Raw genomic sequence first — 26,533 nt, forward strand, 5'->3', positions numbered from 1 at the left:
ATGACTGACGGAACCATGATCGAGAACCGCACCTTCGACGAGATAAAAGTGGGCGATACCGCCAGTATCTCGCGCACGCTGACCGAAGAGGACATCCAGCTTTTCGCGCTCGTGTCCGGCGACGTGAACCCGGCGCATATGGACGCCGACTATGCCGCGACCGACATGTTCCGCCGCGTCATCGCGCACGGACTATGGGGCGGCGGTCTCATCTCCGCCGTGCTGGGCACCGAACTGCCCGGCCCCGGCGCGATCTATCTCAGCCAGTCGCTGCAGTTCACGCGGCCGGTAGGCCTTGGCGACACGATCACGGCGTCGGTGACGGTGGCGGAAAAACGCGCGCACCATGATATCCTGTTCGATTGCCGCTGCGTCAACCAGGACGGCGAGGAAGTCATCAGCGGCCAGGCCGAAGTCAAGGCGCCGGCCGAGAAGGTCCGCCGCCCCCGTGCGGCGCTGCCGGAGGTCAGCCTGCGCGACCATGACGGCTACCGCAAGCTGATCGAGATGACCGCCAATGGCGTGCCGGAACCGACGGCGGTGGCTCATCCCTGCAGCGCGGCCGCCATGCTGGCCGCGATTGAAGCCGCCGAAGCCAATCTCATCATGCCGATCCTGGTCGGGCCGGAAGCGAAGATCCGCAAGGCGGCCGAAGACGCCGGCAAGGACATTTCGCCTTTCCGCATCGTATCCGCCGCCCATAGCCACGAAGCGGCGGCAAAGGCCGTGGACCTGGTGCGCGGCGGCGAAGCGAAGCTGTTGATGAAAGGCTCGCTCCATACCGACGAACTGATGGGCGCCATCGTGCGCTCCGCCACGGGCCTGCGGACCGAACGGCGGATCAGCCATGCCTATATCATGGACGTGCCGGGCCATCCGACGCCGCTCATCATCACGGATGCCGCGATCAACATCGCCCCGACGCTCGATGAAAAGGCGGACATCATCCGCAACGCCATCGACCTTGCCCATGTCATCGGCATCGAGAAGCCGAAAGTGGCGATCCTTTCCGCCGTGGAGACGGTCAATCCCGCGATGCAATCCACGCTGGACGCTGCCGCCCTGTGCAAGATGGCGGATCGCGGGCAGATCACGGGCGGCATTCTGGACGGGCCCCTGGCTTTCGACAACGCGATCAGCGAAGCCGCCGCCAAGGAGAAAGGCATCGTCTCGCTGGTGGCGGGCAAGGCCGAAATCCTCGTCGTGCCCAACCTGGAAGCGGGCAATATGCTGGCCAAGCAGTTGACGTTCCTGGGCGGCGCGGACGCGGCGGGCATCGTGATGGGCGCGCGCGTGCCGATCATCCTCACCAGCCGGGCCGACAGCCTGCGCACCCGCCTCGCCTCCTGCGCGGTCGCGGTGCTGATGGCGCGCGCCGCCACCAAGGCCGCGCCCGGCCTGCCGGGAGCGGCGAGCGCATGAAAGCCGTCGTCGCCATCAACTCCGGTTCGTCCAGCATCAAGTTCTCGCTGTTCACGCTCGATGGCCGGGACGGGCTGACGCTCTCGGCAGGCGGCAAGATCGAGAAGATCGGCATCGCGCCCAGCCTGCGGGCCCGCTCCGCGACGGGGGAAACGCTCATCGAGCGGGACTGGCCGGACGGCGCCGCGCTCAGCCATGCCGACCTGCTTATGGACCTCTTCGCCTGGGCAGGAGACCATCCGCTGGAAGGGCGGGACGTGATCGCCATCGGCCATCGCGTGGTGCATGGCGGCCTGGACTTCGTCACGCCCCGCCTGGTCGATGCCGACCTGCTGGACAGGCTGGAAACGCTGTGCCCCCTCGCCCCGCTGCATCAGCCGCACAACCTCGCGGCGATCCGCGCGATCGCGAAGCTGAAACCCGACCTGCCGCAGGTCGCCTGCTTCGATACGGCCTTCCACCACGACAAGCCGGACGTCGCCTCGCGCCTGGCCATCCCGCGCAAGTTCCACGATCAGGGCATCCGCCGCTACGGCTTTCACGGCCTGTCCTATGAATATGTCGCAATGCGTCTCGCGGAGATCGACCCGGCGCTGGCCGCGGGCCGCGTGGTCGCGGCGCACCTGGGCAACGGGGCCAGCCTCTGCGCCATGCGGGACTGCAGGAGCGTCGATACGACCATGGGCTTCACTGCGCTCGACGGCCTGGTGATGGGCACGCGCTGCGGCACTATCGATCCCGGCGTGATCCTGCACTTTCAGCTCCGCATGGGCATGAGCGCGGCCGATGTGGAGGACATGCTTTACCGGCAGTCCGGCCTGCTCGGCGTGTCCGGCCTGTCGAGCGACATGCGGGCGCTCGCGGCCAGCGATGCGCCGGAAGCGGAAGAAGCCATGGCGCTGTTCGCCTGGCGCGCCGCGCGCGAGACGGCCGCGCTCGCCTCGTCGATGGGCGGGCTGGACGGCATCGTCTTCACCGCCGGGATCGGAGAGAACGACGCCGCGATGCGCCAGCGTATCTGCGCACGCCTCGCATGGCTGGGCGTGGAACTCGACGAACAGGCGAACGCTGCCGGCGCCCCGCTTGTCAGCACGCCCGGCAGCCATGTCGCGGTGCGCGTCATTCCCACCGACGAGGAACGGATGATCGCGCTCCACACCTTGCACGTGCTGGGGGAGAATCCATCATGAGGCGCGCGATAAGCCTTGCCACCATCGCGCTTGCCGTCCCTGCCGCGGCTCATGCCGCATCGCCCGTCGAAATCCTGATCAGCGATGCCGGGCAGGAGGACGAAACCGGCGCTGTCCTAGTCGATCTGCGCCTGCTCAATGACAGCGGCGATCCGCAGGGCATGGCCCTTCCGGACCGCATCGAAGCGCAGGTGGAGCAGAGCGGCGTCTCTCGCACCGCCTGGCTGGAGCGCATGGCGACGACGCCTCCAAACCCGATCATTCCACCTGGCGGTTTCACGCGCGCGACCTACCGGCTTGCGCGGAGGACCAATCTGTCGCTGGAAGGCGCCGCGATCTCCGTTCCCGCATGGGGCACGCGGCAGATCACGCTGGCATTGCGGCCCGCGGACCGAGGGGCGCAAATAGCCACGAACACCTCCGCGCAATCCGGGCCTCCCAACGCGCCGGGGTTGGAAAACAAGGCTGTGCCGCCTCCCTCGGACCGGTCGGCGGGCAACGCCTTTTTCGCCAACCTGTCGGCCTATGAACCGATCTATGCTGTCTATGGTCCGGGCACCGACAGCGCCGCACGCATCCAGATCAGCTTCAAATATCAGATTTTCGGAACGAGACGCGCCCAGGGCTTGCCACTTTCCTGGCGCGACGGACTGCATTTTGCCTATACCCAGCGCATGTTCTGGGATCTTGGCGCGGATTCCTCGCCGTTTCGTAACATCGACTATCAGCCGGAACTCTTCTACCTGACCCCTTCAGCTACGTTGACACGCGGCATCTCGCTGAGCGCACAGGGCGGCTTTCGCCATGAATCCAACGGTCGCTCCGGTCTCGATTCCCGCAGCCTCAACACGCTCTATGTGGCGCCGATGGCCGCCTTCCCGCTCGGCGGCGGCTATCGCCTGTCGGTAGCTCCGCGCTTCTCCCTCCTTGTCGGCGACAAATCCGACAATCCCGATATCCGCCGCTACAGAGGCAATAGCTCGCTCTTCCTGGAAGTCGGGAAAGATGACGGCCTACGCCTTACGACATCCACGCGGTTCAGCGTCTCCAGCGGCAAAGGCGCACTCGCCGCCGATTTTTCCTATCCGCTCTCGCGGCTATTGGGCGGGGGACCCGACTTCTATCTCTTCGGCCAGAGCTTCATCGGCTATGGCGAGAATCTGCTCGACTATGATCGCCATACGACCCGTTTTCGTCTGGGCGTGGCACTGGTGCGTTGAAACCCGCCTTCATGCACATCACGCACTTGAGCGACGCCTCCTGCGACATCAGCGCTTCCTGCTCGACTTGAGGTTGCACTCTGGCAATAGTCGACACGCTCACAGCAAAAGTTCCGAGTCACCAAGAAGGAGCCCTTCACATGCCGTCACAATCGAGGCGCTATTCCAGCCCCTATGGTATGGCCGACCCGGCATTGGAGACCAGTTGGGGCTGGGTCCTGGCTTATGGGCTGCTCGTGATCCTGATCGGCGTTTTTGCGCTCCTCAACCCAATCGCGACGGGCTTCGCGACAGGTGTTTTCCTTGCCGTGGCGCTCCTCATATACGGAATACTGGCTATCGCGGCCGGGTTGTCCTCGCTCTCCCGGCGCGCACGCTGGATCGAGATCCTCCTCGGCGTGCTGAGCCTCGTCGCGGCCGCCATCACTTTCTTCAATCCCTTCGCCGGGGCCTTGACGCTCGTCGCGCTGATCGGCGCCTGGTTGCTCATCATCGGCGTTTTCGAAATCGTCGGCGCATTCCAGTCTGCGCATGACCGGGGCTGGCGCCTGCTACTCGGCGTTCTCGACACTGTTCTGGGCGGTCTCCTCCTGTTCAGCGATCCCGCGACCGGACTTGCCTTCCTGGCATTGGCGGTCGGCCTGAGCTTCCTGCTGCGAGGAACCTTCCTCATCATCCTCGCCATGGGTCTGCGCCGCATCGGTAAGCTATAGACTTAGTGCGGCAAGGGTGCCCTGCCCCGAACAACAAAGGAAACGCCAGGATGATCGGAGGATACAAACCGCTTTCGGTCTTGCTCATCCTGGCGGCAACGGTCGGAAATGCTCCGGCATCGAGCATTTCCGGGACTATCTGGCGCAACCCTGCAAACAGTGTGCATATCCGCGCGCAACCGTGCGACGACAGGATGTGCGGTGTCGTCGTCTGGGCTAACGACAAGGCGAAAGCCGATGCGCGCAAGGGCAGCCCGGATCCTCTGGTGGGCGCACAGCTGTTTCGTGATTTCGAGCAGGAGCAGCCCGGCGTGTGGCGCGGCCGCGTTTTCGTGCCCGATATCGGCCGGACCTTCACCGGGCGCGTCACGGTACTCGACAGCAACAGGCTCGAGGCGAACGGCTGCCTCGTCGGGCGCATCGGGTGCCGGTCGCAGATCTGGACGCGCGTCGAGAAGTAGACGCATGGATTGACAGGCTGAAAGACACCTCTCCCATCCGGCTCGCTGACCCTGCGCAAATGCGATAACGCCGAAGGCGAAATGACCGCGTGCCTGATTCTCTTCCTGATCGTCCTTGGTATCAACCTGTTGCCCGCGTTCGGTCCCCCGACATGGTCGATCATCGTTCTCTATGGCCTGACGACCGATCTGCCTGTCGCCTTGATCGTGTTCATTGGCGCGCTCGCGGCCGCTCTTGGACGTTTGCTGCTTGCCTGGGGCTTTCGATTTCTCAAGGACTATTTGCCCGCGAAACAAAAGCGCAACCTCGAAGCAGCGAAAAAAGTCGTCGAGGACCGACCGAAAAGCGCGATTTTCGGGCTCGCGTTGTTCGCGCTCTCTCCGCTTCCCTCGGCGCAACTGTTCGAAGCGGCCGGCCTTGCGGGTATCAGGCTGGGGAAGTTCACAGCAGCGTTTTTCGTCGGGCGTCTCGTCTCCTATTCGATCTATGCCGCGACAGCAGGCGTGATCCGCAAATCGAGCCTGGGTGACGTCTTTACCGAGCGCCTCACCAGTCCGTGGGGCATCGCGATGCAGATCGGCATGATCATCCTGCTTGCTGCGCTCGCCCAGATCGACTGGAGCAGATTTCTGCGCTCCGACAACGATCCGCGCTCAAGCGCATGATCTCAAGGAAACAGGTCCCCGTCGCAGACGGTCCATTCGTCGGCAACACGCAAAATTGAAGACGGCGCCGAAAGCCTGCTTGGGTCAAAGCTGCGATTCCAGCGGCAGAAGGCCAATGGCCTGTGCGGTTAGTCTGCGCCAGAACGAGGCTTCCGGTTCCCGGTCGTATCGGACGGGCACGCCGTTCCGGCTCCCGGCCCATGCCACGTCGCCATCCGACGTCAGACAGACCTCATAGCTGCGGGAGGGCGCGGTATCGCGCTGCCAGATGGCAGCCATCTTCCGGGCCAGGGCCTCGGACTCGAAGAGGACGCCCATTTCCGTGTTGAGGGAAGCCGAACGAGGATCCAGGTTCATCGAGCCGATGAACCCCATATGCCCGTCGGCAGTGAAAGCCTTGGTGTGCAGGCTTGCCCGGCTCGATCCTCGCAGGGAAAAGTCCCGCTCCTGATGCTCGGGGCGCAATTCCCAGAGCTTGATCCCTGCCTCGAGCAGCGGAACACGGTAGCGCGCATAACCGCCATGGACCGCGGCGACATCGGTTGCCGCAAGAGAATTGGTCAGGACCGAGACCGAAACCCCCTTTGCCGCAATCGCGGCGAGCGCCGCCGTGCCTTCCTCGCCGGGGATGAAATAGGGCGAAGTGATTTCAAGCCTTTCCCGCGCCGCATCGAAGACCGGCAGCAGGTCGTGCATCAGCCAGTTCTTGCCCTCCTTGCCCAGCACCTTGCGCGGCGGATCGGCGATCACGCGGGCGGCGCGAGTCCAGTCGGGCCGCGTGGTCTCGGGATCGAGAAGCGAGAGCCGTTTGGCGATGCGCTCCAGATAGGGGCGCGCGGCAGCCTCATTGGCAGCGTTGCTCAATTCGGCGGCGATCCGCGTCAGCGCCGCGCCAGGATCTTTCAAGGGCGAAAGCCTATCGACCGGCAACGCCAGGCCGCTGTTCCAGTAATCGTCGAAGATCTTCTCCGTCTGGGCGACGGCTGGCCCCATCACCAGCACGTCCATGTCGCGGAAATTGGTTTGCGTCGCGGCATCGAAATAGGCGTCGCCGATATTGCGCCCGCCAAGGATGGCAACGCGGCCATCAGCGATCCAGGCCTTGTTGTGCATGCGCCGGGTCACGCTGAAGGCGCGCAGCATCATTTCGATGCCGCGCCGCAAGCCGCCCTGCCGCGCCCGGGTCGGGTTGAAGATACGGATCTCGATATGCGGATGATGCGCCATGGCGATCATCGCATCAGATGTATGGCTGGTGCCGATGTCGTCGATCAGGATCCGCACCCTGACGCCGCGATCGGCCGCGGACAGGGCCTCGGCCAGAAGAAGGCGGCCGGTCAGATCGTCGTGCCAGATGTAATACATCAGATCGAGCGAGCGCTCGACCTTGCGCGCCGACAATCCACGTGCCGCGAAGGCGTCGAGATTCTCGTCCAGCAAAAGCAGGCCGCTCTCACCGGGGTGCGCATCCGTCGTGGCGCCGATACGCTGATCGAGCGGCGTCCGGCCGCGTTCGATCGACAGTGCGTAGGAAGGCTCCCCCTGCGCGCGACTGGCGAACAGGCCGTAGACCCAAGTCGCGAGCATCGACGCCGCGACGAAGCCCAGGCAGGCAAGGATGACGATCCGGATCAGACGGCAGCATCCGCCTGCGGCTGCTGGCGCACGAGCAGGACATCGCAATCGAGACGGCTGAGCAGCGCCCGCGCCGTGCTGCCGAGCACCGCCACCGTCAGGGCCGATCGACCGTGCGTTCCGATCACGGCCAGGTCGGTTTCGCTCAGCTTCACATGGTTGCGGACAACCTCGCAAACCTCGCCATAGTCGACATTGATATCCAGCCTGTCGCGTGCGTCGGCGGGCAGATCGGTCCTGTCCAGAAAGGCATCCAGATCATAGGCTATCCTGGCCTGCAGCGCAGCTGCCGGCCCTTCCCGGCCCCGAAGTGCCTCCAGCGGCACGTGATAGGCGTGAACGAGAGTGATCTCGGCAGCGGGGAATGCGGCCATGGCCGTGCGAAGCGCCTGGGCCGAGCAGCCGGAGAAATCGGTTGCGACCAAGACCCGGCGATAGTGGTGCTGGGTCTTTTCCTTCACGATAAGCACCGGCGCATGAGCATGGCGTATCATGCGCTCCACGGTCGTGCCGATCAGGAAATCCCCGATATCGTCATGGCGCGAGATGCCGGTCACGATGAGATCCGCCCCGCATGCGGTTGACGCTTCCAGCACCGCCTGCGAGACGGCGCCGGTGGCGAGGCGTGTCTCGACCGGAATATCCGGGTCCGCCACCTCCGCCCGCAAGCGGGCATGAAGGCGACTCTCGGCGGCCTGCAGTCCGTCGAGCATGTCTGCGGGATCGGGATCCCTCTGAACGTGGAGAAGAACCAGATGTGCGCGCCACTCGCTCGCCAGCTGTATCGCGCGGTCGCGGGCTCGGTCGCAGCGACCGCTAAAATCGGTTGGAAACAGAATCGTTCGCGGGGTCATATCGACGCAACATATCAGCAGTGGTCCGCCAACCAAGGAACGTGTCGCCGTGTATTTGCAGGACGGACAGAAATGTTCTTCGGCAAGGATTCGCTGGCCGTCGCGAAGCAGACCGATATTATGGCCTGATCAGAAGAGGATGGATAAAATCACAACACCAGACATCATATTGCGAACCCCGACGCTCACTGCCGTGGCAACGGCCGGCGCATCCCACGCACCATCGACACGCTTCTCGCGCCGAACGCTTCTTGCCGGCACCATGACTGCCGCGCTCTGCCTGACCGCCGCTCCGATCCGCGCTATGGCGCTTGATCCAGGATCGATCGCGGCGAGCGTGGAAGCGTTACGGCCAGGAGAGTTCCTGTGGGCGCCCGAAGCGGCTCCCGATGGTCCGGTGGTCATCATCGTCAGCCTCGCCAGGCAGCGGGCCTATGTCTATCGCAACGGCGTCCTGATCGGCATCTCGACCGTTTCCACCGGCGCAGCCGGCCACGAAACGCCGACCGGGGTTTTCACCATCCTCCAAAAGAAAGTCGCGCACAGATCGAACCTCTACAATGACGCGCCGATGCCCTACATGCAGCGCCTCACCTGGGACGGGATTGCCATGCACGCCGGCAATCTTCCGGGCTATCCCGCCTCGCACGGATGCATCCGGTTTCCCCTGACGTTCGCCGAGCACCTCTATGATGTCACGCAGCTTGGCCTGACGGTCATCATCACGCAGGCAAGCGAGATTCCGCGCTTTGCCCCAGCTCCCCGTATCCTGCAGGATACGGCCCGGCGCTCGTCGTTCGGGAATGCCTTTTTGACGGTCTGGCAGCCAGAGAAAGCACTCACAGGGCCGATCTCCATAATCGTCAGCGCGGCGGACCAGCGCGCCGTGGTGTTGCGAAACGGCATCGAAATCGGTTCGGCGCCTGTCGCCATCCGCGGCAAGATCTCCGGCCTTCAGGCCTTCAACCTCGCCTCCATCGACGAACACGGGACGCATTGGATGTTCCTCCCTGTATTTGGCGGTGCACAGACGGGGGAAGTCTCGCGGCAGGACCGGGAGCGGCTAATCCTTCCCGAGGACTTCAGACGGGGCCTGCTGTCGGTGCTCAAACCGGGAAGCACGCTGATCGTCACGGCCGATACCCTCGAAAGCGGGAGTACAGGCACATCCCTGACCGTGCTCACGGGCGAGGATGCCCAAGCGGATACAAACGAACGATGACGTTGCGCAATCCCGACTTCGCGTCCATCGCAGCGTCTTACCGCCTGATTCCAAACAGCCCCCTGCCATAATTGCGAAGACCGGCCTAATTACGACATACTCACCAGAGGATTTGACTTCGATGTCCCGATCATTGCGCGTTCCAGTTTCCCTTGCCGCCGCCATCCTGCTGGGGCTGTCCTCGGCGGCTCCGTCACTGGCTGAAACCGCGCCCGCTGCGCCGCCTTCGGCCGACGCCACGGCAATCGCGGTACCCGACGGATTTGAGTTGGCGCCGGACGGCACAACTCTTGTCCACGTGGCCAGCGGCCTGCGCTTCCCGGAGGAATTCGAGGGCTTTACCCGCCTCAGGGAACGGGCATTCGATCCGGGCGGCGAGTATATCGCCATCGGCTACGACCGGCCACTCGGCACCGGCGACGATCGCATCGTGGTGCGGATGGCGGTGGTCCATATCGACCAGATGTCGCCACGCGACCACTATATGATCATGCGTCAGGCTACGATGTCCCATTTTGCCGCGCCGACCATCGTGTCGGAAGGACCGGCGACGATCCCAACCAATCGCCGCCTCAAGGCCTATCGCGGAACTTTCACCGGCTATCGCGACGGCAAACCATGGCGTTCCAGCCTGACGACAGTCGACTATGGCTATTGGAGCGGACGCATGACGGCCGCCTATCCCGAAAGCGAAGCTGCCGAAGCTGAGAAATATCTTGGCGTGCTGCTGGCGGAAATCCGCGCGCAGCGCCCAAAGGCGCCGAAACGGTAGACTGGGGACGATGCCCGCGCGAAACCGCTCACTTTGACGGAGCAAGCAGCGAGAGGAGGCGCCGCCAATCTTGTTCGATCATCCGCCAGCGAAAAACGGCAAGCATGTGGGTCAGCAATCGGGAAAGATAATTCCTTTCCCGTGATCGGGCTACGATTTCGTGGACCTCCCTTTCGGTCCACGGCTTCCATTGTCCAGCGACGGCGATCATGTTCGAGCGGAAGGCCGTATCACTTCATCTCGCAATATACGCTCGGTTTCCGTTATCCGAATGGGGATTGCCGCAGTTATTGAGCGACGCAGTGCAAGTTATCCTTGCCCAGTTCGGCTCCCGTTCCGCTATTTCCTGGGCTGGAAGCTGATGCGGCTTGTAAGCCCCTCTAACGCGCCTCTCACTCATACGCGACGTTCCGCAGCGATCAAAGCGGCCTGATAGGCCGCATCCTCACCCATAATCGCACGCGCTGTCGCGATTAGTTCAGGACTCGCATTACGTGGACGACCCGTATCGAACGGGGGGCTGGATCATATTCGATCGCGAGTTACGTAATTTTTGCAGTCTCTTCACCCCGAAGTTTCGCAAGAAGACGGATTCCGAAATCGATCCCCGCGGTCATGCGAAGGCCAAAGCTGTGAACATAGCCGTCATGCACGTCGAAACCATATTGGAGGCAGCCGTCGAACCGGATGATCTGGAATTGGCGCTGCCTCTCATGAGCCGCCTGCAGGAGGCCATGATCACATGAACTAGGCCGGGTCTCTCCAATCTCTATGGATTCAAGCGTGACGGCCCCTTCACCGAGTGCCGATTTCAGCGTGGTGCGACAAATGTAGACCGATTCAAGTAGGGATTGCTGAGCTATGCCGGCTACCAATCATCGTCAGGGTTTCGTCAGGAAAGACTGTTGAACTTTTTCACGGCATTTTACGAAGGACACCATGAGCCGACTAAGATCCCATCCCGAACGCCATGCGGTGTCACGCATCGGCTGGCTACGCGCGGCAGTGCTGGGAGCCAATGATGGGATCGTTTCGACCGCGAGCCTCATCGTCGGCGTCGCAGCCTCCGGCGCGGGCAAGGCCAATATCCTGGTCGCAGGGATGGCGGCGCTGGTGGCAGGCGCCATGTCGATGGCCGCCGGCGAATATGTCTCGGTCAGCTCTCAGGCGGACACGGAGAATGCCGACCTCGCCCGGGAAAGAGGTGAACTCGCCGTTCAACCGGTGCTCGAGCATCAGGAACTGGCGGACATCTATGTCAAACGCGGTCTGAATGAGGAACTGGCCCGGCAGGTAGCCGACGAACTAATGGCAAAGGATGCGCTGGCCGCGCATGCCCGCGACGAACTCGGCATTTCCGAAGTCGTGACCGCCCGCCCTATCCAGGCCGCGCTCACATCCGCCGCAACTTTCAGCACAGGCGCCCTCATGCCCCTGTTGTTGGTCGCCGTCGTTCCGCATGATAGCCTCGTCGCAATCGAGGTCGCGGCAACCCTGTTGTTTCTCGCACTGCTGGGCGCGCTTGGCGCCTGGGCCGGGGGCGCCCGCCCCATGAAATCAATCCTACGGGTCACATTCTGGGGCGCGCTGGCCCTGGCTGCGACCGCGGGCATCGGGAGGCTGTTCGGAACAGTGGTTTGAACCACGCTGCTCACATCGTCAGGATTCGGTCAGTGAACACCCGTAGCCCTTCCAGCTGGAAAGGCGAACGTGATGACAAATTCTGAATATACAAGGACATTCAAGGTTTGGGACACGCCGCTACGGCTATTCCATTGGCTGCTGGTCCTAGCGATCTCGATCGCGTTTCTCTCTTCCGACGACGATAGTCCGATCGCATCGTGGCATATGGTCGCAGGATGGTCTGCTGCTGCCTTGCTTGCGTTCCGTCTGATCTGGGGCTTCGTCGGAGGCGAGCATGCCCGGTTCGTGAATTTCATTCGGCCAACAGCAATCGCCACCCATGCACGCGACCTTCTAGCTGGCCATCCTCGACGTTCCGTGGGTCATAATCCACTGGGCGCGATCGCAGTCGTGGCGCTGATCGGATTGACCGGAATCGTCATCTGGAGCGGCAGCAGCGTTGCGGCAGGCGGCATGGACAAAGACCTTCATGAAACCCTCGCCTACAGCCTGCTTGCTTTGATCGGGCTTCATGTCGGCGCCGTGCTGTTGATGTCGCTGCTCACCGGCGAAAACCTTGTTCGCGCGATGATCAGCGGCCGCAAGAAGAACAGCCTCTATCCGAATGTGCGTGAGGCTCGGGGACCAGGCTTGTTTGCGGCTCTACTTGGTGCCGCAGCGATCGTTCTGGCAATCATCGCCATTGTCATGGTGGATCCGACCGCCTTCGCGCCGCAGCAACGCCATTCCCATCACGGTTCGCACGAGGAAAGGGATTGAAAACATCGGTTGATGGTCTGGTAGAAAGCTTCAATCCTTCTTGCCTTTCGTTCCTGGTGGAAAGTCTACATTAAACCCATGCGCCTTCTCATCGTCGAAGATAATGAGCGAATGGCGGCACTGATCGCCGACGGTCTTCAGCGCCGGGGCTTCGTGTGCGATGTTGCCCATGATCTCGCACAAGCCGACGCTGCGATGGGCAGCGCGAGCTATGATGCCATCATACTCGACCTCGGCCTGCCCGACGGCGACGGGATCGACTGGCTCGCGAGCCGCCGAAAATATCAGCAGATGCCGCCTGCCATCATCCAGACCGCGCGTGGGGCGCTGGAGGATCGCGTCACCGGTCTCGATTCCGGCGCAGACGATTATATCGTCAAACCCTTCGAGATCGACGAGCTCGCCGCGCGCATCCGCGCCCTGCTGCGCCGGCCTGGCGTTCGAACCCAGCCCGTCATCGAAGTCGGCATGCTGCGTTTCGACACGGCAAGCCGCTCTGCCAGCATTGGCGATCGCGAGATCGACCTTTCGCGCCGCGAGGCGGACCTTCTGGAACTGCTGATGCGGCGAGCCGGCACGGTGGTCCATCGCGAAGTGATCGAGAACGCGCTCTACAGCTTCAACGATCCGGTGACCCCCAATGCGGTCGAAGCCGCCATTTCGCGTCTGCGCCGCAAGCTCGAAGACACGGGCGTGGCCGGCGCGCTCCATACCGTTCGGGGTGTCGGCTATATGCTGAAGGACGGGAAGGCATGACCGTGCAGCGCTCCATCTCACGGCGCCTCAAACGCGGTTTGGGCCTGATTGGTGTGGCGGGCACCGTTCTGCTGCTGGCGGCGGTCGCCTTCTTCTACAGTGTCACCTTCACACATCTCGATGCACGCGCGGCGATGATCCGCGCGATCAAGGAAATGCTTGAGCATGTCGCTCTGCCGCTTGTCGTCCTGCTCGTTCCCGTCGCGATCATGGTGCTCCGAGTGATCCGCCAGGCCTTCGCACCGCTGGAAGATGCCGCCGCCCGGATCGAGGCTGCACAGGGCCACGAACGAGGGTTCCGCATCGATGCGTCGCAAATGCCCGCCGAGGCGCTACCCTTCGTCTATGCGGTCAACGATCTGTTGGCGCGGCTCGATCAGGCCGCGCGGCGGCAGGAAGCGTTCGCCGCCGACGTCGCGCACGAGTTGCGCACGCCGCTCGCCCTCCTGTCTCTCGAACTCGACCGGCTTGACTATGACGACGCCGCGCGCCTCAAGGAAGACGTGGCGGCCATGCGCCGGCTGATCGACCAACTCATGCTGCTCGCGCAGATCGACGCGGCGGAGGCCGCCCAGACCGCTCCCGAACAGGTGTCACTCGCGGATGTGGCGAGCGAGGTCGTCAGCGCCGTGGCGCCGGGGATCATCGCACAAGGCAAGCTGATCGCGTTCGATACCCGCGGTCAGGCTGCGGTCGTGAACGGCAGGCGCGAAGCGATTGCGGCAGCGCTGCGCAATCTGATCGAGAATGCCGCGCGCGTGACGCCGGCTGGTGGCACGATCCAGGTCTTCGCCGGCCCCCACGCGCTATTGGGCGTGCGGGACGAGGGCCCTGGGCTGGCGCTCGAAAGGTTGCGCGACCTTGTGCAACGCCACCGCCGCGCCGACCATGCGAGCAAGGATGGCGCCGGCCTCGGCCTCGCTATCGTCGACCGGATCATGGCGGCCCATGGCGGCACGCTTGAGACCGATCCGGCCGACCGTGAACTGGTGCTGCGTTTTCCCGCGACCTGATCTTCAATCCTCATATCCCGTCAGGGTTCGGTCAGGAACGCTCCCTAGCCCGAGCGCATGTCCAGACGATACACCCTCATTGCGGGCGCCGCGACGATCGCCTTGATTCTATCAGGCCTGTGGTGGTTCGCCAGTCGACCGGTCGAGACGGGCAACTCCGCGCCGGCAAGCAACGCCCAACCGACAGATGGGATCCTGGCGGTGGATGCGCGCCGCGCCGCGCAGATGGGTATCCGCCTTATGCCCGCGACGGCAGCCGCGGATGCGGCGCTCGCCACCATCCCCGCGATGATCGAGCCTCCCGCCAACGCCCGGGTGGCGGTGGCCGCGACCTTTCCCGGCACCGTGTTGCGGACTCTCGTGGTCGAGGGCGACAGCGTGCGGCGGGGCCAGCCGCTGGCGATCATCGCCAGCCGCGACGTGCTGACGATCGGCGCGGACCTCAGCCGCGCGAACGCGCGGCGTGGCGTAGCCGAGGCCAATGCCGCGCGGCTCTCCCTGCTCAGCCGCGAAGGCATCATCGCAGGCGCGCGCGCTGACGAAGCCAATGCCATCGCAGCCGAGGCTCGCGCCGACGTTTCGGAAAAGTCGCGCATCCTGGCGATGGTGGGCGGTCATGGCGCCAGCGGCTCCTATACGCTGACGGCTCCTATCGCGGGTCGCGTCACCAGCGCCTCCATCCAGACCGGCAATCCGGTGGACGGCACCACCGCGCCCTATGTGATCGACGCGACGGATCGCTATGAAGTGGTCGGCCAATTGCCCGAACGGCTGATCGGGCAAGTGCGCCCCGGCATGAGCGTGCGGCTACTTCCCAACCTCACCGGCCGGATCGTCGCGGTGGGAACGGCCATCGATCCCGCGACCCGTTCGGCCGGCCTCAAGGCGGAGATTCCGGCCGGACCCGGTGTTGTCGCGGGGCGCGCAACCAGCATCGTCATCGTCGGCCCGGCGCCGGCGGGCGCGGTCAGCGTGCCCGATACGGCGGTCACCATGATCGACGGCAAGCCGGTTGTGTTCGTGACCGCGCGCGGCGGCTTTGCCGTGCGCGCCGTGACCGGCGGCAGCGGCAGTGATGGCCGCACGGTGCTGCTCTCCGGGATCAGGCCCGGTGAACAGGTGGTGGTTTCCGGTACGAGCGCGCTCAAGGCGCTCGCCACCGCGCAATAGGCTCTCCCGATGCTGCGTTCGCTTGTCGCCACCGCGCTGTCCTATCGTCTGCTCGTCCTGATCCTTGCCGCCGCCACGGCCGGGCTCGGGGTCTGGGCTTTTGTCAACTTGCCGGTCGATGCCTATCCCAACATCGCGCAGACCCAGGTGAAGCTGATCCTCAAAGCCCCCGGCATGACGCCGGAGGAGGTCGAGAGCCGCGTCATCACGCCGATCGAGACGGAGATGCTCGGCATTCCCAACCAGGCGATCCTGCGCTCGAGCGCCAAATATGCCATCGCCGACATAACCATCGACTTTACCGACGGCACCGACATCTACTGGGCGCGCCAACAGGTCGCCGAACGGCTGGCGGGCGTGACGGGCGATCTGCCTGCTGCCGTGACCGGCGGTCTCGCGCCGATCTCGACGCCCCTGTCCGACGTCTACATGTTCACGATCGAAGGGCCGCTGTCTCTCCAGCAGAAACGCGAACTGCTCGACTGGACGATCCGCCCGGCGCTGCGCACAGTGCCCGGCGTCGCGGACGTGAACGCGCTGGGCGGCTATGTTCGTACCTTCGAGGTCCGGCCTGATCCGGTGGCGCTGGCGAGCGCGAAGCTCTCGATCTCCGATCTGCGCACCGCGATCGAAAGCGGCAATCGCAATGACGGCGCGGGGCGCCTGACCGATGGCGAGGAATCGCTGATCGTCCGAGCCGTGGGCGCGATCCGCAGCGTGGAGGATCTGCAAACGCTGGTCATCGCCAGCCGGGACGGCCGCATCGTCCGCCTGGGCGACGTCGCCACAGTCGGCACCGGCAGCCTCACCCGCTATGGGGCGGTGACGCGCGGCGGCAAGGCCGAGGCGGTGGAGGGCCTGGTGATCGCGCTGCGCGGCGCGGATGCGCGGGCGGTGGTCGATGGCGTGCGGACGCGGCTTGCCGGGCTTCAGCACAGCTTGCCCGCAGGCACGCAGATCCATGTCTTCTACGATCGCTCCGATCTGATCGGGCGCGCGGTCGGCACGGTCGAGGAGGCGCTGCTGGAAGCGACCGTGCTGGTCGTCGTGCTGCTGATCCTGTTCCTCGGCGACTGGCGTGCGGCCACGATCGTCGCGGCGACCCTGCCGATGGCCGCGCTCATCACCTTCCTGTTCATGCGCGGCATGGGGCTGTCCGCGAACCTCATGAGCCTCGGCGGGCTCGCCATCGCGATCGGGATGCTGGTCGACGGCGCGGTGGTGGTGGTCGAGAATGTCGTCGAGCGCCTGAGCCATGCCCAGGGCGAGGACACGCCCCGACTCAACCACGTATTCCGCGCAACCAGCGAGGTGATCGTGCCGGTGTCGGCGGGCATCGTCATCATCGCGCTCGTGTTCCTGCCCCTGCTTTCGCTGCAGGGGCTGGAGGGCAAGCTGTTCGCGCCCGTCGCGCTCACCATCGTCTTCGCGCTCGCGGGCTCCCTGCTGCTCGCCCTGACGCTGGTGCCGGTCCTTGCCTCCTTCAGCCTCAGGAGCGGCCATCATGGTGAGCCATGGATCATGCGGCAGATCGGCCCACGCTACCAGGCGCTGCTCGACGCGGCGTTCGCGCACAAGAAGCTGGTCTATGGTCTCTCCGCCACCGGGCTGGTGCTGGCGGGCCTCGCTTATGGCGCGGCCGGGAAGACCTTCATGCCGACGATGGACGAAGGCTCGGTGATCGTGCAGCTTACCAAGCTGCCCTCGATCAGCCTGGACCAATCGGTGGCCGGCGACATGGCGGTGCAGCGCGCGCTCCGCACCGTGCCGGAGGTGGAGGACGTGATCGCCCGCGTCGGCTCCGACGAGATCGGTCTCGATCCGATGGGACCGAACGAGACCGACAGCTTCGTCCAGTTGAAGCCGCGCTCGCAATGGCGCGGGGACAAGGATTTCGTCGTCGGGGAAATGCGCAAGGCGCTGGACGGCCTGCCCGGTATCCAATCGAGTTTCACCCAGCCGATCGAGATGCGCGTCTCGGAGATGCTCACCGGCGCGCGCGGCGATCTAGCGGTCAAGATTTTCGGGCCTGACACCGCAACGCTCGCCGAGCTCGCGGGTCGGATCCAGCATATCCTGTCCGGCATCCACGGCTCATCGGAGGTCCTGACGGTCGCCAACGACAATGTGGACTATCTCCAACTCGACATCGACCGCGCGGCAGCGGGGCGGTTCGGGATGCCGGTCGACCAGCTCCAGGACGCGCTGCGCGGACAGGTCGAGGGCGTGCGGTCCGGGGTCGTGGCCGAAGGTCAGAAACGCATTCCGATCGTCATTCGCGGTGACGACGGCATCCGGAGCGATCCGGCCCGTTTCGCCGACCTGCAATTGCGCACGCCCGATGGCACGCTGGCGCGTGTCAGCGACATGGCGCGGGTGGAGCGCACGCAGGGACCGGTGAAGCTCGATCACGAGAACGGCTCGCGCTTCGCGCTGGTGCAGGCCTTCGTCTCCGGCCGCGATCTGGTCGGCTATGTCGATGAGGCGAAGGCGCAGGTCACCGCCAAGGTACGGCTACCGGCAGGCTACAGCATCGTCTGGGGCGGTCAGTTCGAGAACCAGCAGCGCGCATCGGCCCGGCTGATGATGGTGGTGCCCGTAGCGCTGGTGTTGATCTTCCTCGTCCTGCTGGCGGCGCTGCGCTCATTGCGCGCCGCGCTGCTGATCCTCTCCAACATCCCCTTCGCGATGGTCGGCGGGCTGATCTCGCTGTGGCTGTCGGGCGAGTATCTCTCGGTCCCGGCGTCGGTGGGGTTCATCGCCCTGCTCGGCATCGCCGTGCTCAATGGGTTGGTGCTGGTGGCCTATTTCCGCCAGTTGCGCGCCGACGGGGTGGGTATGGCCGAGACCGTGCGCCTGGGCGCGCAGCGTCGGCTGCGACCGGTGCTGATGACTGCCGGCATCACGGCCTTCGGCCTCGTCCCCCTGCTGTTCGCCAGCGGGCCGGGGTCCGAGATCCAGCGGCCGCTCGCGATCGTGGTGATCGGCGGCCTCATTACCTCCACTTTGCTGACGCTGGTCCTGCTGCCGATCCTGTTCGAGCGCTTCGGGGAAAGCGCCGGGGAGGCCGCTAATGCCTGACCTGCTGTTCACCCTCCATTGCGCCACCCGCGATACCGAGCTTCTCGTGGACGCGATCCGCGCCGTCTCCCCCACGCCAATCCATGTCCGCGGGGAAGCTGTGCGAGGTCGCGATTTTGGCGATGCGGGAACCGCCGAGCGCGTGTCGGGCGAATTGAAGCGTTCGACGCTCGAACTGATCGTGAGCGCGGACGCGGTGCCCGACCTGCTCCGCACCGTAAAAGACGCGCGGCGCGATCTGCCGGTCCGGTGGCGCACGACGCCCCTGCTCGATCATGGAAGGATCGCCTGATGCGGATCGTACTCGCCGCTCTCGGCCTTCTGACGGCCGCGCCTGCCCTGGCCCAGCATACCGATCTGCCGCCTGCCGACAAGGTCAACGAAGCGCTCGACAATCACCCCAGCGTCGCCGCCGCAATTGCGCGCGTCGAAGCCGCACGGGCACGCGGCGATATGCTGCGCAAAGGCCCCCACGAAGTGACGGTGAGCGGCAGCTACATTCGCCGAACCGTCGATCGCGAAGGCGGGTTCGACGAATTCGATACGACAATCAGCCGCCCATTCCGCCTGCCGGGCAAGGCCGCGCTCGACCGCGAAGCCGGTGCGCTCGGCATTGAGGTCGCGGAAAACCAGATGGAGGATGTCCGCCATCAAACCGCGCTGCTGCTGGCCGGCTATTGGCACGACTGGCTCACTGCGGGAAGCCATTATCGCAACGATCTCGACAGCGTCCGCGGGCTGGAGGAGGCAATCGCCGCCATAAAGCGGCGGGTCACGCTGCGAGACGCCGCCCAACTCGACCTCGACCAGGCGCAGGCGGCGCTGGCTCAGGCGCGCGCGCAGGCCGCATCGTCACTCTCGCTGCGCGAACAGGCGCGCGTGACCTTCGCAGCGTCCTTTCCGGAAATCCCGCTCCCCTCCGAACCACCAGAACTGGCCGACCCCATGCTGCCCGCCCAGGGGCTGGAAGCGATGCGCGACCTGGTAATCGAGCGCAGTCACGAGATCCGCGCCGCCGACAAGGAAGCGCAGCGTCTGAACGTGACTTCGCGTCGGGTGCGAGCGGATCGCATCGCAGACCCGAGCTTCGGCGTCCGCCTGTTCAGCGAGCGCGGCGGCGCGGAAGCCGGCGCGGGCGTGGTGGCTTTAATCCCGCTCGGCGGTGGCTATCGCAGAGCCGCAGCCGATCAGGCGTCAGCCGAGGCCAATGCCGCGCGCATGGAACTCGCGGCCGTGCAGCGCAGCATCGAGGCGACCGCCAATGCCGACCTTTCCAACGCGCACACCCGGCTCGATGCCTGGCGCAATGCCGACGCTTCGGCGCGCAGCGCCGGCGACGCCGCCGAAAGGACGGTGCGCGGTTACCAACTCGGGCAGATCGACCTCTCCGATATGCTCTATGCCCGCCGGCAGGCCAATGACGCGCGCCGAATGGAAATCGAGGCGCGCTCCGAAGCCGATCGTGCTCTGCTCAAGATCCAGATCGATTCCCACAGCATCTGGGCACCAGATGAAGCGGGGCACGACTAGCTAACATACGGCAAGCAAACATTCTCGACATGAAACGAGCCTGCACTTAGAGGATGCTGCGTGACCGAAGCTCGCAAATTCCTTGTCCGGCACCATTGGCTGTGCGCGCTCCTGCTAGGCGCTGCGCTGCTCGTGAAGGCGTTGGTGCCGGCGGGTTTCATGCCGGTCGTCTCGAATGGCGTGATCCTGGTCCAGCTGTGCTCGGGGCAAGGGCCTCAGAAGATCGCAATCAAGTTGCCGAGCAAAGGCGGCGAGCAGGACCATGACGAGCACAAGAAGGCGGAAGCGCCTTGCGCCTTTACCGGCCTGTCCTCGCCATCGCTCGCGGCCGTCGATGCGCTGCTCCTAGCCGTCGCCCTCGCCTTCATCCTCGCAACGGTTTTTCGGCGTCCAAACCGCCTAGTCCTCCGGCGCGGCACCTATCTGCGCCCGCCGGCGATCGGTCCTCCCACCACCTGATTCCTTCGACATTCCCCGTTGATGGGCGCCCCTCGCCGGGGCGCCGCATGTGAATCAGGATTCCGACATGACGATTATGCTTGATTCCGCGCATTGCGCGGCAACCACCATGCCTGCCTTCGCTCGCTCCACCAGCAAGCAACCAACTTTCAAGGTTCGCCTCGCCGGGAGCTTCGCTTTTCCCGCACTCGTCGCTGTGCTGGCGGGCGCCCCCATCTCGCGAGCCTTCGCCCAGGACGGGACGCCGCTGCCAGAGGTCGACGTTAGCTCGGCGAGCGAGGCGGGGTCGACGGTTTCGGGTGAGCGGCTTTCCCCCTCGCGCCTGCGCGACCTTCAGGTCGGCTCGAGCGATACCGCAGCGATCCTGCAAAGCGTACCCGGCGTCAGCGGCTATGGGGCCGGGGGCTTCTCGACCTTGCCGGTGATCCGGGGCCTTGAAGCGCAGCGCTTGACCGTGCTGGTCGACGGCGTGGCGATTGCCTCGGCCTGTCCGAACGATATGAATCCGCCCCTGTCCTACACCGATCCGCAAACCGTGAGCGCGATCGACGTCATTACCGGCGTTTCGCCAGTCAGCTATGGCGGCGACAGCATCGGCGGGATCATTCGCGTCGAGAGCGCTCCGCCCCGCTTTGCTAAGCAAGGGGAAACGCTGCTGACCGGCGAAACCTCGGCCTTCTATCGCAGCAATGGCGACGGGTTCGGCGGCGCCCTGTCAGTGACGGCCGCGAGCGACAAGGTCAGCCTGACTTACAATGGCTCCTACACTCAAGCCGACAATTTCAAGGGCGGCGGCTCGCTGGGCGTCGTGCGATCCAGCGAATATGCCAAGACCGACCACAGCCTCAATCTCGCAGCGCAAGTCAGCAACGGCCTGATCGAGCTGAAAGGCGGCTATCATTTCGCGCCCTATGAGGGTTTCCCGAACCAATATATGGACATGACGTCCAACAAGTCGTGGTTCCTGAACGGCCATTATGCCGGCGTCTTCGATTGGGGCAATCTCGATGTGCGGGCGAGCTGGCGCGACACCGACCACGTCATGAACTTCCTCGCCGACAAGGGCGGGACCGCGACCGGCGGGATGCCGATGAACACGGAGGTCCACAGCGCGAGCTATACCGTCCAGGCGGATATATTGCTCGGCGGCGGCACGCTGCGCCTGGGCAGCGAATTCCAGCATCAATGGCTCAACGACTATTGGCCGCCCGTTGTGGGCAATATGATGATGGGGCCGAATGCGTTCATCAACGTCAACGGGGCCAAGCGCGATCGGCTCGGCACCTTCCTCGAGTGGGAAACGCGCTGGGATAGCGGTTTCTCCCTCATCGCCGGCATCCGTAACGATCAGGTCTGGATGAACACCGGCAAGGTCGCGCCCTATGGCACCGGCATGATGCAGATGGCCGATGTCATGGCGGCAGCGGCGTTCAACAAGGCCGACCGCAAGCGCCACGACAGCAATTGGAGCGGCAGCCTGCTGGTCCGCTACGCGCTTTCGGACGGGGCGGATATCGAGATCGGCTATGCCCGCAAGGTTCGCTCGCCCAATATCTACGAGCGCTATAGCTGGGGCCGGGGCAGCATGGCGAGCCGCATGATCGGGTGGTTCGGCGACGGGAACGGCTATGTCGGCAACCTCGACCTTCGCCCCGAAAAGGCCGATACGCTGAGCGCCGCCCTGGCCATTTCCGGAGGCGGCAAGGATGGCTGGTCGTTCAAGATCGCGCCCTATTACACCCATGTCGACGAATATATCGACGCCTTTAAGCTGGCGGACTTCACCGACATGATGGGCAGTCCGACCGGGTTCGTTCAATTGCAGTTCGCCAACCAGAAGGCAGAGATCTACGGCATCGACATATCGGGCGCCGTGCCGCTATGGTCATCGTCGTCGGCCGGCACCGCGCGTCTGACCGCGCGCGCGAGCTGGCTGCACGGCCAGAATCTGACCGACCACGCACCGCTCTATCACCAGATGCCGTTCAATGCGGCGCTGAGCCTCGAGCATCGGATCGGCGGCCTCGAAACCCGGATTGACCTCGACATCGTGACGGAAAAGGATCGCGCCGATCCGACCCGCAACGAACCGCGGACGGGCAGCTACGCGCTGCTCAATGTCCAGCTCGCCTATCGCATCGACAAGGTTCGCCTGACGCTCGGCGCCGACAATCTGTTCGACAAGGCCTATTATGCTCCGCTTAGCGGCATGTCGCTCGGCGATCTGAAGGCGACCGGCGTGCGCCGCCCGGTTCCGGGCCGGGGGCGATCGGTCAACGCCGGGATCACGATTGCGTTTTGAGCGCCCATGCTCCCGAACTCGCACGACATGAACGAGGAGCCGAGGGCAGGCTATGGCCAGCCCTCGGCCTGGTCGCAGCGCCTGGGCGCGGGCCTTGCCGCCGCGTCATGCTGCCTGCTGGTGCTAGTGGCGCTCAATGCCAATCTATCGGGACGGCTGCGAATGACGCAGCCTGTGCAGGTGAGCCGCTTCCGGTTGTTTACCCCGTCGCCACCGTCACCACCGCCTTCAACGTTGTCGCGATCGCGGACAGACGAGGCCCGCCTATCGCCGGAGCGGCGCCCTGCGCACCCGCCCGAGCTGGCTACGACGGGAGAAAGAGGCGGACCAGCTTCGTCGCCTATACCCGCTGCTCCAGCAATCGCCTCTCCGTTCGCTGTCGCGCCGGTAAGCAGACCGCCCGCGCCGGAACCCGAGGTCGCGCCGCCGCAAGCCCAGGATGATAAGAAACAGTCCGCGCTTGCGGCCTATCAGCGCCAGCTCTGGGCGCGAATAGCCGCGCGCAAGCCCGCGGGGATCCACCTCGACGGGGTCGCAACGGTCCGCTTCATCGTCGGGGCTGACGGCGCGCTGATTGCCGTCGAGCTGGCCGGCAGCAGCGGGAATGCCGCGCTCGATCGCCTGGCGCTCCGCACGGTGCGCAATGCTGCTCCTTTTCCAACACCGCCTATGGGCGTGGAAAGCGAGCAGTTGGTCTTTACGATACCATTCAGCTTTCATTGAGGCCGCATGGCGGACGAGGATGGCTCGATCGTCAATAGGGCGACGCGCACACGTTCCAGAAACAAAACACGGTGATCGTCGCGAGCCTTGATGGCAGCCTGCGCCTCATCGACAAGAGCCTGTCCGGCACGTTGCCCATGCGTCTCGATCAGTGCGAGCGCCGCCGCTATTTCCTCGGAATTGGCAGCGTCACCATCGGATGAACCTTTCCCCGGAAGCCGAAGCGATAGCTTCTTGCGCGCCATATTATCACCCTTTTCTTGAATGCTCTCAGGCCCGTGCGCTCACCAGCCAGGCCTTCGCCCCCATATGAACGCCATTCTCATCGCAATGGCGCTCGAACAGCTCGACAAGATGCTGGTGAATGGCCTTGCGTACCTCTGCCCCGTTCTGTCGAACAAGATCGCCGATCTGCATCCCCTCAAGCACGAAGCGAGCGGCGCTCTCGGGATCACTGCCGGGGCCGCCCACGCGCTGCTCACCTGTCCAGGCATCGAATCTGACCTCGCAGAAACCCGCGCTTTGGAGAAGGTCGATCACATAGTCCTGCTCGCCGAGCGCGAATGGTCCCGGCGCGCGCGACTGCGGCGTCGGCAGGTCCATATGCTCCTTGATGATGCCCATGACACTAAGCTGCCACGGATTGTCAGCGATGGACGCCCAGACAGCGATGTCGAGCCGCCCGCCATCGCGCAACATCCGGCGCAGATTGGCGAAAGCGGGATAAGGCTCAGCGAAGAACATCGAACCGAAGCGCGAGAACAGCCGATCGAACGGCGCTTCCTCCAGCATCGTCGTCGCGGCATCGCCCTGCTCGAAGCGGATATTGGCAAGGCCCGCGCGCTGTGCCCGTTCCCTGGCCATCCCCACCAGATCGGGTGAGATGTCGAGGCCGAGCGCAAATCCGGTGTTGCCGACGGCCGTGGCGATCTGCCGCGTGGTCCAGCCACCGCCGCATCCGACATCGACCACCGTTTCGCCGGCGTTGTATGCGGCCTGGGCAAGCAACGCCCTGCCGATCGGCTCGATCATGCTTTCGAAGCGGTCGAGCTGGGCGAGCCAACGCATGCCCGCCTGGCCGGCCCAATCGTGCGCGGCCAAACCTTCCCTGTTCTCGCCAGCATCGTTCATCGATGTACTCCCATCGTCGTTTCAAGAATCAGCCCAGGATCGCGGCGGTACTTTGCCACAGCATGTAGGCGGCAACCGCAAAGATCAGCAGTGCGAATATCGTATTGAGCGCCCCCTTGTGCGCCGACAGCCGCCGAGAGAGCGCCGCGCCCACAAGGCCGCCGATGACGCCGCCGGCGATGAACGCCGCAGCAAGCCCCCAATCAACCAAGCCGGAAAGGGCATAGTTGAGCGCGGCCGTCAGACCAAAAGCGGTGACGGCGACCAGCGACGATCCGACGGCGTTGCGCATCGGCATCCCGGTCGAAGCCATCAGTCCCGGCACGATCAGGAAGCCCCCGCCGATGCCGAAGAACCCGGAAAAGAGACCAGTGGCGGCCCCATAACCGATCACCTTGGGCGCATTCTCGCGCCGGCATTGGACATCGGGATTGCCGGGATCGCCCCGGCTTTTTAGCATCAGCCCGCCAACCAGGACCATCAGCAGAGCGAACAGGAACAGCAGCTTCTGTCCATCGAACGCTTTACCGAGTGTCGATCCGGCATAGGCGCCGGCGACACCAGCAGCGGCGAACATGCCGGCGCAACGCCATTTGATCGTCCGCTGGCGCGCGTGGGGAACGAGATTGGCCCCGGCATTGGCGGCGACCGCCAGCGCGCTGGTGCCGATCGCGACATGCGGCGAGGCGACGCCGACCAGATAGACCATGAGCGGGACGGCGAGGATTGAGCCCCCACCGCCCACCAGCCCCAGCGTGAATCCGACGAGCGAGCCCGATCCGGCACCAAGCAGATATTGGATGGATTCGAGTGCCATGGCCTTACAGCGCGTTTATCGGCAGCTTGAGGTAGCGCATGCCATTGTCTTCCGGCTCGGGCAGGTGGCCGCCGCGCATGTTGACCTGGATGGACGGCAGAATGAGGCGCGGCATCCCGAGCGTCGCATCGCGCGCCTCGCGCATGGCGACGAACTGGTCCTCGCTCACCCCGTCGCGAACATGGACATTATGCTCTCGCTCCTCGCCGACCGACGTTTCCCAGGCATAGGTGTCGCGCCCGGGGGCCTTGTAGTCGTGGCAAAGATGAAGGCCGGTCTGATCGGGGAGCGACAGCAGGCGGCGGATCGACCGATAAAGCGTGCGCGCATCGCCGCCCGGGAAGTCGGCGCGGGCCGTGCCGTAGTCGGGCATGAACAGCGTGTCGCCGATGAACGCCGCATCGCCGATCACATAGGTCATGTCGGCGGGCGTATGGCCCGGCACATGCAGCGCGATCGCCTCGATCGAGCCGACCCTGAAACGGTCGCCGTCATCGAACAGCCGGTCGAACTGCGAGCCGTCGCGAGCAAAGCGCGTTCCCTCGTTGAAGATCTTGCCGAAGACCTCCTGCACGGTGAGAATATGGCGACCGATCGCCAGCGTGCCGCCCAGCTTCTCCTGAAGATAGGGCGCGGCCGACAGATGGTCGGCATGGGCGTGCGTCTCCAGCAGCCATTCGACCTCGAGCCCTTCGCTCCGGATATAGTCGATCACCTTGTCGGCCGACGCGAAGGAGGTGCGCCCCGAAGCCGGATCGAAATCGAGCACGCTATCGATGATCGCGGCCTTGGCCGTGGCGGGATCTGAGATGACGTGGGTCACGGTAAACGTGTCCTCGTCGAAGAAGCTGCGGATGACGGCGGGCCGCGCATTGCTCGCGGCCTCGACGATGCGGGTGGCTTCACGGATTTGCGGGTCGGCCATGGCCTTGTCCTTTCCTGTCTGGCCCGGCGTACCGGCTTCGCACTTGGGACGCGAAGCCGGCCCAGCTG

The 26,533-nt window shown here is 64.6% G+C and carries 27 protein-coding genes and 1 pseudogene; 21 read left to right on the forward strand and 7 right to left on the reverse strand.

The annotated features are described in order from the left end of the window. The 6 genes from DFR49_RS03375 (at position 1) to DFR49_RS03400 (ending at position 5,672) form a co-directional block, all read left to right on the forward strand. Positions 1-1,422, forward strand: coding sequence for a bifunctional enoyl-CoA hydratase/phosphate acetyltransferase (locus DFR49_RS03375; RefSeq protein WP_030090401.1), 1,422 nt, complete (start codon positions 1-3; stop codon positions 1,420-1,422). Next, entirely contained in the window at positions 1,419-2,612 is a 1,194-nt protein-coding gene (locus DFR49_RS03380; RefSeq protein WP_030090400.1) for an acetate/propionate family kinase, read from the forward strand. The genes DFR49_RS03375 and DFR49_RS03380 overlap by 4 nt, the downstream gene beginning before the upstream one ends. Continuing rightward, positions 2,609-3,832: a phospholipase A gene (locus DFR49_RS03385; RefSeq protein WP_030090399.1), complete on the forward strand. Its 1,224-nt coding sequence runs from the start codon at positions 2,609-2,611 to the stop codon at positions 3,830-3,832. Before DFR49_RS03380 ends, DFR49_RS03385 begins: the two co-directional genes overlap by 4 nt. 140 nt (positions 3,833-3,972) lie before the next feature. Then, on the forward strand, positions 3,973-4,545 hold the full coding sequence (locus DFR49_RS03390) for an HdeD family acid-resistance protein (protein WP_021246274.1): 573 nt from the start codon (positions 3,973-3,975) through the stop codon (positions 4,543-4,545). Positions 4,546-4,625: 80 nt separating this feature from the next. After that, positions 4,626-5,006, forward strand: coding sequence for a DUF2147 domain-containing protein (locus DFR49_RS03395; protein WP_245968216.1), 381 nt, complete (start codon positions 4,626-4,628; stop codon positions 5,004-5,006). A gap of 81 nt (positions 5,007-5,087) precedes the next feature. After that, entirely contained in the window at positions 5,088-5,672 is a 585-nt protein-coding gene (locus DFR49_RS03400; RefSeq protein WP_021246272.1) for a hypothetical protein, read from the forward strand. 84 nt (positions 5,673-5,756) lie between these two features. Here DFR49_RS03400 and DFR49_RS03405 read toward each other — a convergent pair whose 3' ends face one another. Beyond that, positions 5,757-7,259 carry a phospholipase D family protein gene (locus DFR49_RS03405; RefSeq protein WP_051743722.1) on the reverse strand — a complete coding sequence of 501 codons (1,503 nt, stop codon included), beginning with the start codon at positions 7,257-7,259 and terminating at the stop codon, positions 5,757-5,759. Positions 7,260-7,303: 44 nt separating this feature from the next. Beyond that, positions 7,304-8,161, reverse strand: a complete 858-nt coding sequence (locus tag DFR49_RS03410; protein ID WP_021690797.1) for a universal stress protein — start codon at positions 8,159-8,161, stop codon at positions 7,304-7,306. On the opposite strand from DFR49_RS03410, the gene DFR49_RS21825 reads away from it, so the two are divergent. The 3 genes from DFR49_RS21825 to DFR49_RS22170 are packed head-to-tail and all read left to right on the forward strand — an operon-like array spanning position 8,048 to position 10,155. Next, positions 8,048-8,290 carry a hypothetical protein gene (locus DFR49_RS21825; RefSeq protein ID WP_162180676.1) on the forward strand — a complete coding sequence of 81 codons (243 nt, stop codon included), beginning with the start codon at positions 8,048-8,050 and terminating at the stop codon, positions 8,288-8,290. The two genes, DFR49_RS03410 and DFR49_RS21825, sit on opposite strands and share 114 nt — an antisense overlap. A 10-nt stretch (positions 8,291-8,300) precedes the next feature. Further along, entirely contained in the window at positions 8,301-9,383 is a 1,083-nt protein-coding gene (locus tag DFR49_RS03415) for a L,D-transpeptidase (protein WP_081856543.1), read from the forward strand. Continuing rightward, positions 9,355-10,155 carry a hypothetical protein gene (locus tag DFR49_RS22170; RefSeq protein ID WP_237233734.1) on the forward strand — a complete coding sequence of 267 codons (801 nt, stop codon included), beginning with the start codon at positions 9,355-9,357 and terminating at the stop codon, positions 10,153-10,155. The genes DFR49_RS03415 and DFR49_RS22170 overlap by 29 nt, the downstream gene beginning before the upstream one ends. A 28-nt stretch (positions 10,156-10,183) precedes the next feature. Here the strand turns inward: DFR49_RS22170 and DFR49_RS22500 are convergent. After that, positions 10,184-10,369, reverse strand: a pseudogene (locus tag DFR49_RS22500) (DUF7079 family protein); the annotation flags it as partial. A 280-nt stretch (positions 10,370-10,649) separates the two neighbouring features. On the opposite strand from DFR49_RS22500, the gene DFR49_RS03425 reads away from it, so the two are divergent. The 12 genes from DFR49_RS03425 to DFR49_RS03480 all read left to right on the forward strand — a co-directional run bounded on the left by DFR49_RS03425 (position 10,650) and on the right by DFR49_RS03480 (position 23,592). Beyond that, positions 10,650-10,901 (forward strand): hypothetical protein, encoded by a 252-nt coding sequence (locus tag DFR49_RS03425; protein WP_021246267.1) that lies wholly within the window; start codon positions 10,650-10,652, stop codon positions 10,899-10,901. 193 nt (positions 10,902-11,094) lie between these two features. Next, positions 11,095-11,796, forward strand: a complete 702-nt coding sequence (locus DFR49_RS03430; RefSeq protein WP_030538172.1) for a VIT1/CCC1 transporter family protein — start codon at positions 11,095-11,097, stop codon at positions 11,794-11,796. Positions 11,797-11,868: 72 nt separating this feature from the next. Next, on the forward strand, positions 11,869-12,558 hold the full coding sequence (locus DFR49_RS03435) for a cytochrome b/b6 domain-containing protein (RefSeq protein WP_030538173.1): 690 nt from the start codon (positions 11,869-11,871) through the stop codon (positions 12,556-12,558). A 78-nt stretch (positions 12,559-12,636) separates the two neighbouring features. Further along, positions 12,637-13,314 carry a response regulator gene (locus DFR49_RS03440; protein ID WP_021246264.1) on the forward strand — a complete coding sequence of 226 codons (678 nt, stop codon included), beginning with the start codon at positions 12,637-12,639 and terminating at the stop codon, positions 13,312-13,314. Beyond that, positions 13,311-14,327: a sensor histidine kinase gene (locus tag DFR49_RS03445; protein WP_021246263.1), complete on the forward strand. Its 1,017-nt coding sequence runs from the start codon at positions 13,311-13,313 to the stop codon at positions 14,325-14,327. The genes DFR49_RS03440 and DFR49_RS03445 overlap by 4 nt, the downstream gene beginning before the upstream one ends. A gap of 57 nt (positions 14,328-14,384) precedes the next feature. Beyond that, the gene (locus DFR49_RS03450) at positions 14,385-15,497 is read left to right on the forward strand and encodes an efflux RND transporter periplasmic adaptor subunit (protein ID WP_030093018.1); all 1,113 of its coding nucleotides are present in this window, start codon (positions 14,385-14,387) and stop codon (positions 15,495-15,497) included. A gap of 9 nt (positions 15,498-15,506) precedes the next feature. Beyond that, positions 15,507-18,578 (forward strand): efflux RND transporter permease subunit, encoded by a 3,072-nt coding sequence (locus DFR49_RS03455; RefSeq protein ID WP_030538175.1) that lies wholly within the window; start codon positions 15,507-15,509, stop codon positions 18,576-18,578. Next, entirely contained in the window at positions 18,571-18,870 is a 300-nt protein-coding gene (locus DFR49_RS03460) for a DUF3240 family protein (protein ID WP_021246260.1), read from the forward strand. The genes DFR49_RS03455 and DFR49_RS03460 overlap by 8 nt, the downstream gene beginning before the upstream one ends. Beyond that, positions 18,870-20,108: a TolC family protein gene (locus tag DFR49_RS03465; protein ID WP_021246259.1), complete on the forward strand. Its 1,239-nt coding sequence runs from the start codon at positions 18,870-18,872 to the stop codon at positions 20,106-20,108. The genes DFR49_RS03460 and DFR49_RS03465 overlap by 1 nt, the downstream gene beginning before the upstream one ends. A 60-nt stretch (positions 20,109-20,168) precedes the next feature. After that, positions 20,169-20,567: a DUF2946 family protein gene (locus tag DFR49_RS03470; RefSeq protein ID WP_231746293.1), complete on the forward strand. Its 399-nt coding sequence runs from the start codon at positions 20,169-20,171 to the stop codon at positions 20,565-20,567. Positions 20,568-20,676: 109 nt separating this feature from the next. Then, a complete protein-coding gene (locus DFR49_RS03475) occupies positions 20,677-22,869 on the forward strand; it encodes a TonB-dependent receptor (protein ID WP_119035245.1) in 2,193 nt (730 codons plus the stop codon). Between the two features lie 27 nt (positions 22,870-22,896). Then, positions 22,897-23,592, forward strand: a complete 696-nt coding sequence (locus DFR49_RS03480) for an energy transducer TonB family protein (protein ID WP_232037386.1) — start codon at positions 22,897-22,899, stop codon at positions 23,590-23,592. On the opposite strand, the gene DFR49_RS03485 is transcribed toward DFR49_RS03480, so the two are convergent. Genes DFR49_RS03485 through DFR49_RS03500 form a run of 4 tightly spaced genes read right to left on the reverse strand, consistent with a single transcriptional unit; the run spans position 23,586 to position 26,465 of the window. Next, a complete protein-coding gene (locus tag DFR49_RS03485; protein WP_030538178.1) occupies positions 23,586-23,837 on the reverse strand; it encodes a hypothetical protein in 252 nt (83 codons plus the stop codon). The two genes, DFR49_RS03480 and DFR49_RS03485, sit on opposite strands and share 7 nt — an antisense overlap. A gap of 25 nt (positions 23,838-23,862) precedes the next feature. Then, positions 23,863-24,723 carry a class I SAM-dependent methyltransferase gene (locus tag DFR49_RS03490; RefSeq protein WP_030091407.1) on the reverse strand — a complete coding sequence of 287 codons (861 nt, stop codon included), beginning with the start codon at positions 24,721-24,723 and terminating at the stop codon, positions 23,863-23,865. 28 nt (positions 24,724-24,751) lie between these two features. After that, positions 24,752-25,540 carry a sulfite exporter TauE/SafE family protein gene (locus DFR49_RS03495; protein ID WP_030091406.1) on the reverse strand — a complete coding sequence of 263 codons (789 nt, stop codon included), beginning with the start codon at positions 25,538-25,540 and terminating at the stop codon, positions 24,752-24,754. Between the two features lie 4 nt (positions 25,541-25,544). Next, positions 25,545-26,465, reverse strand: a complete 921-nt coding sequence (locus DFR49_RS03500) for an MBL fold metallo-hydrolase (protein WP_021246252.1) — start codon at positions 26,463-26,465, stop codon at positions 25,545-25,547. Positions 26,466-26,533: the final 68 nt, after the last annotated feature.

The sequence above is a fragment of the Hephaestia caeni genome, from assembly GCF_003550065.1.
GTDB lineage: Bacteria > Pseudomonadota > Alphaproteobacteria > Sphingomonadales > Sphingomonadaceae > Sphingomonas > Sphingomonas caeni_A.